This window comes from Rhizobium sp. WCS2018Hpa-16 (genome assembly GCF_031843705.1).
In the GTDB taxonomy this organism is placed as follows: domain Bacteria; phylum Pseudomonadota; class Alphaproteobacteria; order Rhizobiales; family Rhizobiaceae; genus Agrobacterium; species Agrobacterium tumefaciens_C.
Genome location: NZ_JAVTIX010000001.1, coordinates 400,244 through 414,665, shown reverse-complemented (window position 1 = coordinate 414,665; position 14,422 = coordinate 400,244). Strand labels below are relative to the sequence as shown.

The window sequence follows — 14,422 nt, the reverse complement described above, 5'->3', positions numbered from 1 at the left end:
CCACCGCTCCGCAGGCAACACCTTTTCGTGACTGTTCAAGTAGCCTGCACTGACGGCCTGCGGATTGCATCGACAAGGGCGTAGATGACCGCGACCAGCACAAGCAAAGTGGTGCCGTTGAGAGGGAGCGGCAACAGCATCTGTCTTGCGGCAAACCCTCCCCCCAGCAACAAGGCGATATGCGTTACCGCGACCACGAGCGCGACTGACACTGGCATGGTGACGCCTGCATTTGAGAAAAAGCGGCGATAACCGAAGACGAAAACGACGATGAGAACGGGTATGATTCCAGATGTGTAGATGTTCAGCAACGTGGCATTTTCGAACAGGAAAGGCGCGATATACGCAAGTGGTGTCAAAAGATAACTACCGGCGATGGCAGCCAGCAGTGGTGGCCACACGACGACATTCAACACATGCACATGGTTTTTGATGCCCGCAAAGTCGACCCGCTCTCGTGAGATCCGCATGACCGAGTGCGCGGCGAACCAGCTCAGCGCAACACCGATGACGATTACGAGCAAAACTAGTAGCAGTTGCCCACCATCAGCCGCACCTGTGCGTAAAAGTTCGAATGAAGACGAAACTTCGCCGGGCAAGCCAATCAGCGCTGGCAGAACCCACACAATCCAAAGGCCCGCAACAAGGCCTGGCAAGGCAACCAGCCGCGCAAGAACCAGCGAGATTGCAACGCCACCCACCAATGATGCGACGATGACCCAATAGACAAAGGCGCTGTCATCAACCAGAAAACCCATCGTTGAAAGGGATTGGGCGATGCCCGCTGCCTGAGAAAAGCCCAGCAACAGCGCAACGACATTTTCGACAATCAGAAGCGCGGTGCTCTTGTCGAGTTGAGGAGCAACCAGTCTAACGATCTGTCCGAGCGCCAGTGCGGTCATAGCGGGACCCACACCCACCGCAAAAATGGCAAGCCGCGACGCATCGCCATTGCCGAACTGCGTTGCCAGGAGAGTTGGATCCAGCCCCGGCAGCAGAATCTTCCCGCCGATCATAACCACCAGCGAGACCAGCAAGACGCGCATGACAATGCCGAAGACGCCAGTGCTACGATTATTGGGATCATCAACCATCACACTCACTGGACATTTTCCTTACGCAACCACAGATTATATTTTTACTAATATAGCTGCCCCACATTTTCGACTGAAAATTCAATCAGCGACTTATATCAATCGCATTATCACACCACAGCCGTGATAATGGCGCGCAGCAACCAACAGAAGGCTCATCAGGTTGAAAAACGTCCTGTTCGTTTGTAGCCAGAATAAACTCCGCAGCGCAACCGCCGAACAGGTGTTCTCAACCTGGCCGCACATAGAAGTCTCTTCCGCTGGCACCAACAACGACGCAGAGACCCCGCTCTCTAACGAACTGATAGAATGGGCCGATATCATCTTCGTGATGGAAAAGGCTCATCGCACGAAAGTACAGGCCCGATATCGAACTGCCCTCAAGGGTAAACGGCTGATATGCATGGATATTCCAGACAATTACACCTTCATGGACCCAGCGCTTGTAAAGTTGCTGGAGGAGAAGGTACCCAGATATCTGTGAGCCAGAACAGTCCGAGCAAGAGCGTAAAATGAAAATGTAGTTCGTCACATACGCCGATTTTGGTGCTACTGAAAACATTGAGTTTTCTTCGCGCCATCTTCGTCAATCTCGAACGTCGTCGTCACATTCGTTGCTCCTGTGACAACCTTTTCTCACAATCGATTACACCGATCCGTAAAGCCATGGCTGATGAACGTGAATATCCCCGATCCAGCTCATGAGCGCTGTTGGCCGTGAAGCTACATCAAGCTTTACTACCCTCAAGTCTTACCAAGAAAGCTGCGTAATCCTCTACTGAGGGGATTTTCTGACTTACCAACAACGACAATTCTGACCTTCCGGTCTTCATGAACGACGTACTACCTGCAAAGCCATCGTAGCCAAACCGTTCGTGAGACCGATCTGACAGGCTGTAGCACCATGCGCGAATATCGTCTTCCAATGACAGCAGATATGATGTTGTAAGACTGCCGCCGGTTAGCTGACCATGGAAAAGCTTGTTCCGGTACTCTGTCGCTTCAATCATCCTGATAGAAAGTCTTTCGAAGTCAGCGATCAAGTCTGAAATCGGAATATCGACAAGCTCTTTAAAGCTGATTTGGAAATGGCGAAAAAATAGCCTCTTTCGCTTACCTAAAGTTTCCCTGAGTTTCGGTACGTTGTGGCGATCGAAAGCTGAAGATTGAAAAACCAGATTGGTAAAAATGCGCCGAATTTGTCTTTCACTTCGGATAAGAGCGAGGCAAAAAGCGTCCACCCCCCGCGTTCGAGAAGCATCGTCTTTTCGAATCAAATCGACGACTGCGAATGCAGCTTCACAACTTTTCGTCATGGCAATTGGTCCGCTTTACTGGAGGTGACGGCAACAACGGAAATAGAAGTATTTCAATCCACGCCTTCTAGAAGTAATGAACTCTGATTTGGTGTTGAAACCTTTACCGTGTTGAAGAATCATGCGATGCAATTTCTCTTTCGACCTTACGTTGTAGGCCAAGATGAGCAAAGTGCGATCAATCGAATTTAGAGATTATAAGTCGTTCTCACGCTTCGTGCTTTCGGCGAGGGAACGCAATGTTCTCGTGGGTCCCAATAATGCTGGAAAATCCACGGCTCTTGACGCATTTCGCATCGCATTCGACGCCTTGAGGTTTGCCAGCCGCCGGACTGCGTCTCTCAAATCTCAGATGGGGCACGGTGTATGCTCGACGTGGATCATACCTCTATCGGCAGTACAGAATGATCTCAGGTCCTGCATTCACAACTTTGGAGATGGACCGGCGCAGATCGTAATCAAGCTAGACAACGGGAACTCATTTACGATTTCCATACCTAGCGAAGGTGATGTTGAGTGCTTTCTCGTAACCGACGTTGCCGGAAGAAAGAACACGACGTTTTTGCGGGAGCGTTTTCCGTTGAAACTGGTGATCGTTCCTACTCTCAGCCCTTTGGAGCAGAACGAGGAGCTTGTCCTCGAAGAAACAGTAGAGCGCAACCGATATGGAAGGTTGGCCAGCCGTAATTTTCGCAATTTCTGGCTACATAGAAGCAAAGAAGAGTTTGAAGAATTTGCAGACCTAGTGGAATTGGGCTGGCCCGGCATAAAGCTAAGTCGTCCAGAAGTCGAACGTGGAAGCCAAAAACCTATCGTTCGAATGTATTTCCGCGATGGCACGAACGTGCGGGAGGTACAATGGGCGGGCTTTGGGTTCCAAGTCTGGATGCAGACAATGATGCATCTTGTAGCAACCGATGAGTCCTCGACACTTATTTTAGATGAGCCCGATATCTATCTGCACCCCGATCTTCAGCATCGACTTCTGAATCTCATCGGTCAACGGGTAGGCCAATACTTTGTGGCGACCCACTCAACAGAAATAATAAACACGGTTGAACCTGGCGATGTCCTAATTGTACGTCCCGACTCACGAGGCGCAAAAAGAATTCAGGGGGATACAGGCTACTCTGATGTCTACGCTGCTATCGGCAGTTCAGAAAACGCGCAATTCGCCCGTTTGGCAAAGACAAAGAAAGTTCTTTACTTCGAGGGCAAGGATGCCCGCATCCTCTCGAAGATTGCAAAGAAACAAGTCGGCATGGATTTTATTTCCAATGCGACTGTTACACTCATGAAGACCGACGGCTTCGCTAATTGGTCACGTGTGTCAACGTCATCTTGGGTGTTTGAGAATTTCTTCGGTTTCCACATCCCAGTAGCCGCGATATTTGACCGCGATTACAGATGCGACGAGGAAGTTGAGGAATTCCTCAAAGACATGAACACCAATGACACTCAATGCAGGGTTTTGCCAGTAAAAGAAATTGAAAATCTCCTGTTAGTTGAGACCGCTGTAAGCGCTGTAGTGAAAAGGTATAGTAGCCGCCCTCTTGAACAAGGTTGGGAGCAGCAGGTTTCAGACATCTTCACGGCATGCTTTGAAGAGATGAAATCTAAGACGCTGTCAGCACGAATTGGTCACAAGATCAGCTATGAGGTTGGCCGCGGCTCAAAAAAAGACATAGCCACTGTTTCGGCAGCAGAAGAGCAAGCTTTTACAAAGGCATGGCCAAGCGGCGCGTTCAAACAGAAAGTCGTGCCCGGCAAAGCGGTCTTTTCGGAGATATCGAGTAAGATTCAGCAACTTTTTTCGGTGACGCTGACTCCTTCGCGGGTCATTGATGAGTTGAGCATTGGGGATATTGACCCCCAAATTTTCGACATTCTTCGATCCATTCAAGCTCATCTGAACGAATAGCATCCTCGTGGAAGATAACCCGGAGGCGCGAGTAACTCTTGTCGACGGTCAAAATTCCATAGTCACTTCGTTCTGGTGACTCACTGAACTTTCTTCCAGCGGCGACTGGAGCAGTGACGGCAACTGATAAGAAAGCTTAATTTACATTGGACAACCCTTTTAAACTTTTGCACGTGGACTTTGATAAAATCGTGTCAGCGGGATTGGTCAATAATAACGCTGGACAGTTGTAAATTCCCTTCCGCTTCACATTGAACTTCAAGATACGAACCGCCACATTAGCAATGCATTAACTAAGTAGTGGGCGACGAATGGCAACTTTCTTTGATGAACACTTCGGAGTGGTAGCGGATGACCTAGATCATCACGGCGCCTTCAATATTTCCATTATCAATGACATGCCACTTTTTATCGACCCGTTTTTGTTATTCAACAGCAAGAAGCCAGAATATCAGGAACTACATAACAGCATTTTGAAGTATCTCATGTTTCTCAGAGATGCGGTAATAGACAAGCGCGTCACGCCTGATTTGGAAAAGGCTTGGTTTCTCTTCCCTGAGGTTAAGCAAAACTGGTTTGGCTTCTCCCTGCAAGGAAATGGAGGCAGCGGCCTTGGGAAGGACTTTGCTTCCGCTCTCCACGCTAACCTCGAAACGCTCTTCTCCGATTTTGGCGCGGAAAAAGTCACAAAGGGCAGCCATATCGAGAAAGTCTGCCTTGTAAGCGACGGCGTCGGCCGCGACATGATCAGCGACTTTACCACAAATCTTATAAAGTCCTGGCTGTGCAAATATACAGAACAGTTCGCGGTTGCACACATTGATCCTGCCCGCCGGAAAAAGGTTTGGATCAACAAGAGTCGGTTCAATTACGAAACGGAGTCATGGGAGCGCGAGGCGTTCGACCTTCCGTGGCACGACGGAGACTTCGTGCTGTTGACGCCAAAGGACATGCTGACGAAAGACGAAAACTGGATCAATAAACCCGACATGATCCATGACTTCGATAAAATCCCCGCGGCCATTCCGGACGCACAACTCCGCGGTCAGGTTGCCAACTATTTCCATAAGGTCATGATCAAGCCGCGGAACCGCCAGCCGAACGCCAGGGAACGGGCCGAAGCCGCTGTCAGGACGATCATCAACTTCCCGCAACTTGTCGACTACTACATCCTCCTTAAGGAGAACAATGGCGACAAGGCCACTGATATCAGTAGACAGAAGGTCTTGGAGACAAAAGAAATTTTCGAAACACAGGTGCGCAACCTTCAAGCGGCTCTGCTCGGAGAGAGTGATTTCTACAAGACAGCGAGGAATACGTACGAGGCCTCCCACGAGCGGTTGGCGTACTTGAAAGACGTAATCGAGAACAAGGGCGGACACAGGATTTTCTATCACGACGGCGTCGCGATTCAGCGAGAGAGCGACCTCCAAATTCTGTTCAGGTTTGTATGGTTCGGGTCGCCTTTCGATGTAGGTACAGAGGCAAATGACGGTCGCGGACCGGTCGATTACAAGGTATCGAAGGGCGCGAAAGACAAAACGCTCGTAGAAATGAAACTTGCGAAGAACACCGCACTTGAACGAAACCTGGAAAAACAACTTCCGATTTACCAAGCCGCCAGCGATGCGAAGAACGGCATTAAGGCGATCATGTTCTTCTCGCACCAGGAACACCAAAAGGTCGAAGGCATTCTGGACAAGCTCGGCATCCTTGGCCACAAGGACGTTGTCCTTATCGACGCGCGAAATGACAACAAGCCGTCGGGTTCAAAAGCTAAATAGCCTGCGTCACGTTCGGGAAGAACGACATGAAAGAGTTCTACGACGCGGCCGAACAGTTCCGCGATCTCATCATAACGACACCGAAGAACAGCCTCCCGGTTACGTTGCATAATTTTCCGAATGGTTCGTGCGGGGATGCGAGCCTGCTTTTGGGACACCATCTCACGGAGTTGGGCCTTGGTGAATTCCGCTACTATCTCGGATGGCGTGACGGGAGCTCCCATGCGTGGCTGCGGTCCGGATCGGTGATCATCGATGTGACCGCAAGCCAGTTCGACGATTTTGGTGACCCGGTTTTTGTTTCAGATCAGTCATCATGGCACGAGAGTTTTGCCGGAAGCGACAAACACGCGGCCAACCTAACGGTATTTGGAGAGCCCACGACTTCGATGTTGCGACATGCTTATGCGGCTATTCTCGACTCAGCCAGTTCGGATAGCCCAAAAATCTAAAAGGCAGGGTTTCCCCTGCCTTTGGTGCTGGCCCGCAGGCCAGATAAGAGACTACATCTCGAAGTCGAGATGGGTGCTGACCCGCAGGTCAGAGCCAAGGTTTACCGGGCACTGACCCGGGCGTCAACGCCCCTTGGTTTTCGGCGCGGTTAGCTGCTCGAGAAATTCCTCCTCAAGGAAAGCAACTCGGTGATCGTGTTCGCGAACAACTTCCGCTAGGGTCGCCGCGTGCTTCACACCCGCACGGTTTTCGATGTACGTGCGCAGAGGGACGATGGCGCTCGCAACGCCCTCAAGGATCGCCTCGAAATCGCGCTGCGCGAGCTTCGGGACCCAGTGAATATCACCACGACTGTAATCGACGTAGCGTTCAAGCCTGCAGATGCTAGCGGTCGTGATCTTGTCGCAGATAGCCCACACAGTGCGCTCCTTGTCCGGACCTGGATTCTCCGAAAGCTGACGGCAATATGACGGAAGCGGGCAACCCATCCCGATTTCGCGAGGCGGATCACTGGTCAGCGGAACGAACAGGACGGTGCCTTCCAGGGGCGACATCGAAACCGGGGGGCGCAGGATCACGCCCGGATGGTATCCGGTGAACTCCGGTTTGCGCGCGCCAGGAGCTGCGGCAATCCAATATACTTCGCGAGCCGCTGGTTTCCTCAGGATAGTGACCACGCTGGAATCCCACGTCTTAAGCGCCCCTTTTTGCCGCGCCTCGTTTGCCGCGGCGGGAGGCACCGGGACTTCCGCGAGAACCGGACGCGCGGGCATGAGGATGGTCTTTCTACGCTTCATTCGCTGGTCTCCTCGTTCATCGGATGCATAGTCTTCCTGTCGTTTTCCGCTCCAATGCGCGCATCGTCCAACGCGACATGAACCCCGCGGAACCCCGTGCGGCCGTCAATGCGACCCACCCCGATCTCCCTTCTGAGGATCGAGACGGCGACGTCACCGACGGCTCGATTTTCCGAACGGCAGTAGGCACGGAATTTCCTCGATGCTCCGCCCGGCGCGACCGGGATCGAGGCGATGGCGCTCAGGATCGTGTCGACGTGTCGACGGAGAAATCGCACGCCCGAACACGTTCCTCCGGAAACGCGCTTGATCGGGACGAGATAATCGGCGGATACCAGTGGCGAGATTTCCCAACTGCGGATGCCAAGAAGTTGGCCCACCTCGCTTCTTGTCAGCAACCCGGCGATCTCCCGCCTGATCTCCGTAACCTGGATGGCATCGAAAGAAACGCGACGCTTACCGCGTTTCTCGTGCTCGCCAGTACCGAGGGCGCTAACGAGGTTGGCGAGGCCGCCACGAGCAACCCCCAGCTCACTTGCCAACGCAGTCAGGCTGATCAGTTCATCGTGATCCGCGTCGACCTCAACGTTGCCGATCAGGGTGGCGGAGTGTGCCTTGCGAAAAACCGACAACAGCATACGGCGGGCGGCTTCATCGGGTAGACGGCGAGCCTGTGCATAGGCCCATCCGAACACGACCGAGTAAGAGGCGTCGATCTCGGCGGTGGCCAGGTTGTCGGTCATCCATTTGGCGATCAACTCGACCAGGTGCGCACGATCGCCACGCAGAGCGCGATAACCGACATCCGCAGTGCGGGTCGTCAGAGGGGGAATCGCCTTCAGCTTCGGGTTGGAAACCAAACGCCCGACGAGATGACAGACGTCGATGACGACCGTCGCATCGAGACCATCGAGCAACGGCGCCCTCCATGCATCCTCGTATCCCATACGCATGACGATGTAGCCCGCCAGGGTCCCACGTAGGAACACGTTCGGCATGCGTGCGCACGCCAACTCGTTTCCACTTTTCGTGACGTCGAACCTCGGCCACCACCAGCCAACCGAACGATTGTCGAGATCGCGGTCGACGAGTTCCAGATCATGGTAAGGGCAGCGCCGCACTGCCACGATGTCCCACCAGCTCCGGTGATATGCCTTCTCCGCGAGACAGGCCGCACACCAGCGCCGCCGCATGAACGAGAGGTCGCGCTTGGCGAAGCGCTGGCCACCGAGCTGGTAAGACCCATCCCTTTCCACGGCCGTGGCATGCCTGAGCAGACGACGGCGGTCATCAGAGATAGGAAGACCGCACACGGCTTCGAGCAACGACTCCGGTACGATATTGCGGCCGTTGACCTCGATCCATTTCGAGTAGACGCGCAGACTGTCGTGTCCCTCCTCATCCACGAGCCGGGCGAAGTAACCGAGGGCACCTTCAGCCTTGGCCGGCCTGATAGCCCAGTTGCTGAACGGCATAGTCAGACGGTCAAGCACGGCGGTCACCTCCCCGTCCGAAAGGTACGTAGTCCGCATCGAGCGACAGGCGCTCGGCAGCGGCGCGGCGAAGATGCTGAAGGGTGATGCGGGGGCTGCCGTCGTTGATGGCGAAGAAGGCCGCGGCAGTGATGACATTCATCGGCCAGCCGATCGTACCTCGACAGATGTGGAAGAAGTCCGCCACGTATTCGTTCTCGCCAAGACCCGACAGCTCGCGGAACGGCAGGAGAAGATCGACACCGTGAAGGAAATACTGGAGCCGCTCGCGATCCTCTACGCTATTCTGGTCGTACCTGCGCATACGGAAGCGGGGAAGACCGCCACGCCCCTCGATCTCCGGAATTTCCGACACTGCACTTTCGATGGAGGGATGTCCCGCCAGCAGGACGTTGCAGAAGCGCCGGTCGGCCACGTACTTCACGAGAGACATAGCGACAGTCCGGCGCTGCCCGCGGTCGTTGAGGATCGCATGCGTGTCGTCGATGACGAGAAGCCTGACGCCCATTTTCATGAGCCTCGTCGTCGCCATTTTGTTGATCGTCGCCGCGGACAGGCTGGGGATGGCGGCGGCCGCCGTCGCGTCATAGATTTCCCGACCGAGCGACATCGAATTCCAGTCGCGACGGGCCTCCACGTATAGCACCGGGTACTGGTAACCAGTGTCCGTCAGAACCGGAGGGCGCTTGCTCGCATAGTACTGAAGAACGAACGACTTGCCACTGCGGTAGTCCCCGAGAAGCGTGCCGACCTGTCCGACATCCGGTGTGCCGCCGTCTACGGGCATATGAAAGCGTTTGACGTCTTTCAAACGCGCGAGGAAATCGTCGCTGCGAAACAAGACGTCGCGGACCATGGCCTGGCGCTCGGCGGGGGGACGACAGGCCGCCTCGGCGCGTTCGCCCGGGGTAAGCATCGGCGTGACGTTGAACTGCGGAAAAACCCTCATTCATCTTCTCCTTCGCTGTGAAATTTGTTGAAAAGGTCCGCCGCAGACGTGCGGGCCTCGGATTCCGTGCGGCCGTCGAGCGGTGGCGGCTCGACCTCGGAACGGCGCGTACGGGGTTCGATCTCGCCTTCGTGGCCTGAGAGCGGGTCAACCGAGACCGGCACGGCATGGCCGTCGCCGGAAGTGTCAGTGCCAGCCGTGAAGACTTCGGAGGGCGTGCTGCCCCGGCGCGACTCGACGTCGATATGGGACCTGTTCGAAGGCGACGGCTCGAACGGTTCGTCGATGCGCATACGCTGCGAGCTTGCGACGGCGCTGTTGACGGGATCGACGATGCGGCTGCGGGCAAACTTGCGCTTGAGCCCCGCGAAAAAGCGCTCGAAACTATGCTTCACGCGCATGGTTTTACGGCGCTCATTCAGTTCCCTGATCTCGTCTGTCATCGTACCGCGCAAAGAGACAAGGTCCGTCACCGATGACGCATCCTCCTTCAGACGCTCGCGATACACCTTCTGAATGGCGCGGTGGCGGGAAAGCGTCATGCCTGTCGCGTAAGCGGAATCCGAGCCGCAGATCGGGACTTCGATGAAAGTCGGCGGGTTGACATGGTGATTGACGACCCAGATGCGGGCGAGGTCATTAGGATCGCGCACGCACTTGTACCGTGTGGTTTCCGAGCGATCGGCCGCGGTCCGATGCTTGGGGTCAGCGGTGAATACAGTGAGGGCAGGATCGGCATAGCGCAGGCAATCCCAAAGAATGCCATCGTTCTGGATGGTCCTGTAAGTGAAATCGCCGGCGAGGCGCGCAAAGATCAGCGGATCGACAGGACGGCGCGGCGGAGCCTGTTTGATCGTGGCAGTCCACTTGTCGTTCGGGATCGCCTTCATCGAGCGCAGGACCCCGAGGCCCTTTACGGGACGCGTGTGATACTTCGTCGCGAAGTATGTCAGGAGCCAGGCCTCGAGTTCCCCCAGCGTCAGAACGGGCAAGCCCGCCTTTTTAGCATCGTCGTATTCCTTGCGACGCTGAGGGTTGGAAAACGTCGAGCCGGGGGCGATATGGAGCACGTCCTGATTGATGACCCGGAACACGCGTTCTACGCCGCCTTTCTCCCATCCGTGGGAGCCACGATATTCCACAATCTGGAAACCGAGCTGGGCCGCAGCGGAACGCATGTTCTCCGACAGGTTTTCCATCGCCAGATCGACGCCGACTTTCGCAGGCAGACCGTAGGGGAGATAGACCAGCCCCGGGAACGCGGACATGTCCTTAGGATAGATCGCGTGTTTAAGCGCCGCGAGAATGCCAATGTAACTGGGCCCCTCGAACGAAACAGCGAATCCCACCACTGCGGCCGTGCAGCGATCCCGGAAGAGACACAGCCACGGGCGCTCCCAGAACACTGGATAGATATTGTCGATGGCCGTCAGGTCGGCCTGCGTCCAGTCCACGTCCACGGTGTCCAGCGCACTGTCTGGAAGGACCTGACGAATGTAGATACCGAATTTCTTCTGCGCTGCATCGGGTCCGTACCTGTTGGCGTATTTAACGAAGTTGTCGACCTTGGCCCAACGGCGCTGGATCGTGCTGTCGGACGGCCCGCGGTACCTGCCGCTCCCGTCAAAGACCTCACGGCCAACGGCCTCGTTTTCGGTGAGGGCCGCCCATTTCAGGAAGAGGGTTTTGACGTCGTCCCAGTCCCCTTCCGACTGCAGGCTGACCTGATGCACGGCATCTTCCAGCAGTTGTTCGGTGAGCGACGAGAAACCCTTGACGCGATTACCAGTCGGAACCGACGGGGCAAGCGCCACCAGCGGATCGAACTGATTGGCGTAGTAGACGGCGAGTTTCTGCCTGAGGCGGCTATAGGAAGGTGGCGGGTTGTCGCCCAGGCGGTCGGCGCGGTCGGCGGCAACCTGAAGGATCAGGGTCTTGTCAGCCGGACGAGCTCGACGCTCGGCGGCTTTGGCGATCTCGTCAACGTATCCCAGCCACTTCTTGGCGCTTTCGATCTGCCAATCCTTGAGCGCAAGGGTCTGCCCGTCGTCAACGATGCCCCCAGAGGACTTATAGGGCTTAAAGCGGCCCTGTCGCTCGAGTGTCACGAGCTGATTATTGGTGAGATAGATCGTGCCGCCGCCGAACACGTTGACGAGGGTTGCCACAGCCCCATGATGGTCGTCGGCATCCCAAGAGCGCACTGCGTAATGCCCGACCTTGCGGCGACCGGGGCTGAAAATCATGTATTTCTCATCCACGGCGATCAAGACGGGCTGAGATAGCGGAGCCGCGAAGTCGTGCTTGGGAAGCTCGAGTTCGATGGCTGTGATGGCAACGGGCAAACTGCCGAAGGTGCGGAAATCGCCGGGTTTGGCGTAGATGCTCATGGTTGGTTCTCCTTCGAACGGTGGCGCGGCCAACTAATGACGGAGCGGTCGTCGTACGGGCGCGAAAGGTCGATCTCGATCTCGCCACGATGGGCGAGTTGCATCAGCGCGGTGAAATGGCGGTCGATTTCGTCAAGCGTCCGCGAGAAAACGGCCTTATCGTCGCTGCCGAGTACTTCGTAGACGGGCGGGGGCAGGTTCACGGCGGCGCGCACAGCGCCGATCGTCGATGGAAGCCCATGGCGATAGAGCGCATCCCGCACCGCCTCGAGCGCGGGACGGTCGTTAACGAAGCTGTGCTCGTATTGACGGCGCAGGTTCGTCATTCTCGGTTCGATGTGAATCGAAAGCTCGGAATGCACCGCGTAACCGCAACCGTGTTCCTCGCGGTAAATTTGCCTGAGGTTTCGAACACGTTCGGCGAACCCCGCACGTTCGTCCTGGATGGCAACGGGAACGTATTCGATCACGGTGACGTAGCCATCGTCTTCGAGGACGGCGACATCGGGAGCCACGGTCCTGACCTTCGATCGGCCACCGAACTCATGCCGGACGGAGTATTCAAGCTTGGGTGGATAGACCGCGATCCGCTCGACACGGGGATCGGTCTCGAGGTGGATTAGGCCGTCCATCATCAGGGGCAGCCGTGTCCGCACCCAGGGCGTCAAAGCCTTCCGCGTCGGGAAGACGCCCGGAAGGGTCGGATGGCGGGCACGGTCCTTGACGGTGCGGCCGGGTTTGTAGGGTTCCGTGAAGACGTGTTTCATCTTTTCCTTTCCATAGCTCCGCCGGTCGCGGGAACTGTGTCCCCGCTCCGGGTCGCCATTTCTTTCGGTTAGGGTTAGAGGCCGTTTCGATCCGGGCGATCGGAAACGGAGCAGATCATGCGCCGCAGTTCCTCATCGAGTTCGACCGCGGTGATCTGGGCGAGGCCCTCACGATCAAAGTCCATGGAGCCGAGGTGAAGGCATCCGTTGAAAGCACTTCTGACGAGATTCATGGCATAGTCCTTCTGCTGCCCGTTCGTCTCTGACGACGGGACGATTGAAAATCCAACGATGTATTGAAGCTTCGACCTATGCCGCGCTCTGGCGTGGGATCAGGTCGGAGCGGAAGCGAACGGCCAGTGCCGCCCGCCTATTCGCTCCGTCACCCGGACCTGCGCAATTAGAGCCTTAACCGAGACGAGTGCCCCGGAAATCGACATCAGGCCTGGCGGAAAACACGGCTCAGCCGGTCCCGTTAACGCTTTAGGCGTCATCGGGCCAAGTCGCCGGTTTTCCTGTTGAATTTCCGATCTAGCCGGAATACAAATGCGCCATGGCTTTTTTCCTTTTCTTTCGAGCCATGCGGCTGACACCTGCTTCAACAGGTCCAGCCACCTTAAAACGGGTCGCGCTAGTACGCGGCCCGTTTTCACGTCCGGCTTTGGGTCATGGACTTTGACGTCCGGTCTTCCTCTGCCGTTGTCCGATACATAGTCTAGATTTCTTCGCATTGGTATATCTCCGGGCCTTCTGAAATTGACCTTAGGCGGTTGGTCGGCCTCAAGTCGGCGGACGGCTCACCTGATGCCCACAACCTTTACGAGCTCACGTCATTTCTCGGTCCGCGCTCCCCTGATTCACACGTCGAGCCACGTCAAGGAATTCGTGCAAAAATGCGAGTGATTTGAATTCACTCGTAAATTCAAGAACTCGTGCACGAATCCATGGCGTGCGCACCGATGTAACCCGGGCAACGATTTCCCAAGGATTCGCCGCGATAAGACGCTTGCCGACGAGCCGTCCACACGTAGACGATGCAAGGATTCGATGCGGCAAGTGTTACGGATGTCCGCGACGCGGCAGCCCGGCCCAGACGGGCTCGGCGCATTTTCCAGGCTCGTTTTGGAAACCGCCAGGGAGCGCGATTTTTCAGATTTACCTCATCCGTATGAAGCAGGGAAATGTCGCAGCGACTGCCATAACGAATCCTTGCCTGAACCGTTTCGGAGTCTTTAATTTCCACTTCCGTCAAGGAATTAAGACGAAATCCGTTTTCAGAGTTATTCAAGAACTCGTTCTCCTGTTTCAACTTCATTTCCTTGCCGATCTCCTTAAAGACGGGTGCGAACTGCAAATTCCGATCAGACCACCCTTTGCAACTAGGCCGGTATTGGCCTCCGCGGCTGCTCGGCCAACGTCGGCTTGAAAATTCGTTAACCATATTGAGAGATCGTGCCA

13 protein-coding genes are annotated in these 14,422 nt (G+C 55.5%); 4 read left to right on the top strand and 9 right to left on the bottom strand.

Features of this window, described 5'->3' with window-relative positions; genetic code table 11:
• Positions 1 to 35: 35 nt before the first annotated feature.
• Positions 36 to 1,103 (bottom strand): hypothetical protein, encoded by a 1,068-nt coding sequence (locus RQI55_RS02040; protein ID WP_311272274.1) that lies wholly within the window; start codon positions 1,101 to 1,103, stop codon positions 36 to 38.
• 154 nt (positions 1,104 to 1,257) lie between these two features.
• Between RQI55_RS02040 and RQI55_RS02035 the strand changes: the two genes are divergently transcribed.
• Entirely contained in the window at positions 1,258 to 1,578 is a 321-nt protein-coding gene (locus RQI55_RS02035) for a low molecular weight protein tyrosine phosphatase family protein (RefSeq protein WP_311272275.1), read from the top strand.
• 244 nt (positions 1,579 to 1,822) lie between these two features.
• Here the strand turns inward: RQI55_RS02035 and RQI55_RS02030 are convergent, their stop codons facing one another.
• Positions 1,823 to 2,410: a hypothetical protein gene (locus RQI55_RS02030; protein WP_311272276.1), complete on the bottom strand. Its 588-nt coding sequence runs from the start codon at positions 2,408 to 2,410 to the stop codon at positions 1,823 to 1,825.
• A gap of 163 nt (positions 2,411 to 2,573) precedes the next feature.
• Here RQI55_RS02030 and RQI55_RS02025 point away from each other — a divergent pair, with 163 nt between their 5' ends.
• From RQI55_RS02025 to RQI55_RS02015, 3 genes are all read left to right on the top strand, one after another.
• Positions 2,574 to 4,331, top strand: coding sequence for an ATP-dependent nuclease (locus RQI55_RS02025; protein WP_409233675.1), 1,758 nt, complete (start codon positions 2,574 to 2,576; stop codon positions 4,329 to 4,331).
• A gap of 311 nt (positions 4,332 to 4,642) precedes the next feature.
• Positions 4,643 to 6,115 carry a hypothetical protein gene (locus RQI55_RS02020; RefSeq protein WP_311272278.1) on the top strand — a complete coding sequence of 491 codons (1,473 nt, stop codon included), beginning with the start codon at positions 4,643 to 4,645 and terminating at the stop codon, positions 6,113 to 6,115.
• A 26-nt stretch (positions 6,116 to 6,141) separates the two neighbouring features.
• Entirely contained in the window at positions 6,142 to 6,567 is a 426-nt protein-coding gene (locus tag RQI55_RS02015; RefSeq protein ID WP_311272279.1) for a hypothetical protein, read from the top strand.
• 123 nt (positions 6,568 to 6,690) lie between these two features.
• Here the strand turns inward: RQI55_RS02015 and RQI55_RS02010 are convergent, their stop codons facing one another.
• The 7 genes from RQI55_RS02010 to RQI55_RS01980 all read right to left on the bottom strand — a co-directional run bounded on the left by RQI55_RS02010 (position 6,691) and on the right by RQI55_RS01980 (position 14,279).
• Positions 6,691 to 7,365 carry a type II toxin-antitoxin system PemK/MazF family toxin gene (locus tag RQI55_RS02010; RefSeq protein WP_311272280.1) on the bottom strand — a complete coding sequence of 225 codons (675 nt, stop codon included), beginning with the start codon at positions 7,363 to 7,365 and terminating at the stop codon, positions 6,691 to 6,693.
• Positions 7,362 to 8,867 (bottom strand): TniQ family protein, encoded by a 1,506-nt coding sequence (locus RQI55_RS02005; RefSeq protein ID WP_311272281.1) that lies wholly within the window; start codon positions 8,865 to 8,867, stop codon positions 7,362 to 7,364. The genes RQI55_RS02010 and RQI55_RS02005 overlap by 4 nt, the downstream gene beginning before the upstream one ends.
• Complete coding sequence (locus tag RQI55_RS02000) at positions 8,851 to 9,807, bottom strand: TniB family NTP-binding protein (RefSeq protein WP_311272282.1); 957 nt, start codon at positions 9,805 to 9,807, stop codon at positions 8,851 to 8,853. The genes RQI55_RS02005 and RQI55_RS02000 overlap by 17 nt, the downstream gene beginning before the upstream one ends.
• The gene (locus RQI55_RS01995) at positions 9,804 to 12,197 is read right to left on the bottom strand and encodes a hypothetical protein (RefSeq protein ID WP_311272283.1); all 2,394 of its coding nucleotides are present in this window, start codon (positions 12,195 to 12,197) and stop codon (positions 9,804 to 9,806) included. Before RQI55_RS01995 ends, RQI55_RS02000 begins: the two co-directional genes overlap by 4 nt.
• Complete coding sequence (locus tag RQI55_RS01990) at positions 12,194 to 12,964, bottom strand: hypothetical protein (protein ID WP_311272284.1); 771 nt, start codon at positions 12,962 to 12,964, stop codon at positions 12,194 to 12,196. Before RQI55_RS01990 ends, RQI55_RS01995 begins: the two co-directional genes overlap by 4 nt.
• 74 nt (positions 12,965 to 13,038) lie before the next feature.
• Positions 13,039 to 13,197 (bottom strand): hypothetical protein, encoded by a 159-nt coding sequence (locus RQI55_RS01985; protein WP_311272285.1) that lies wholly within the window; start codon positions 13,195 to 13,197, stop codon positions 13,039 to 13,041.
• Positions 13,198 to 13,886: 689 nt separating this feature from the next.
• A complete protein-coding gene (locus RQI55_RS01980; RefSeq protein WP_311272286.1) occupies positions 13,887 to 14,279 on the bottom strand; it encodes a hypothetical protein in 393 nt (130 codons plus the stop codon).
• Positions 14,280 to 14,422 lie beyond the last annotated feature (143 nt).

What these genes read in the sequence shown, in the direction of transcription:
- RQI55_RS02030 (WP_311272276.1), bottom strand. Translation starts at nt 2,410, where the DNA reads ATGACGAAAAGTTGTGAAGCTGCATTCGCAGTCGTCGATTTGATTCGA.
- RQI55_RS02025 (WP_409233675.1), top strand. Translation starts at nt 2,574, where the DNA reads ATGAGCAAAGTGCGATCAATCGAATTTAGAGATTATAAGTCGTTCTCA.
- RQI55_RS02020 (WP_311272278.1), top strand. Translation starts at nt 4,643, where the DNA reads ATGGCAACTTTCTTTGATGAACACTTCGGAGTGGTAGCGGATGACCTA.
- RQI55_RS02015 (WP_311272279.1), top strand. Translation starts at nt 6,142, where the DNA reads ATGAAAGAGTTCTACGACGCGGCCGAACAGTTCCGCGATCTCATCATA.
- RQI55_RS02010 (WP_311272280.1), bottom strand. Translation starts at nt 7,365, where the DNA reads ATGAAGCGTAGAAAGACCATCCTCATGCCCGCGCGTCCGGTTCTCGCG.
- RQI55_RS02000 (WP_311272282.1), bottom strand. Translation starts at nt 9,807, where the DNA reads ATGAGGGTTTTTCCGCAGTTCAACGTCACGCCGATGCTTACCCCGGGC.
- RQI55_RS01995 (WP_311272283.1), bottom strand. Translation starts at nt 12,197, where the DNA reads ATGAGCATCTACGCCAAACCCGGCGATTTCCGCACCTTCGGCAGTTTG.
- RQI55_RS01990 (WP_311272284.1), bottom strand. Translation starts at nt 12,964, where the DNA reads ATGAAACACGTCTTCACGGAACCCTACAAACCCGGCCGCACCGTCAAG.
- RQI55_RS01985 (WP_311272285.1), bottom strand. Translation starts at nt 13,197, where the DNA reads ATGAATCTCGTCAGAAGTGCTTTCAACGGATGCCTTCACCTCGGCTCC.
- RQI55_RS01980 (WP_311272286.1), bottom strand. Translation starts at nt 14,279, where the DNA reads ATGAAGTTGAAACAGGAGAACGAGTTCTTGAATAACTCTGAAAACGGA.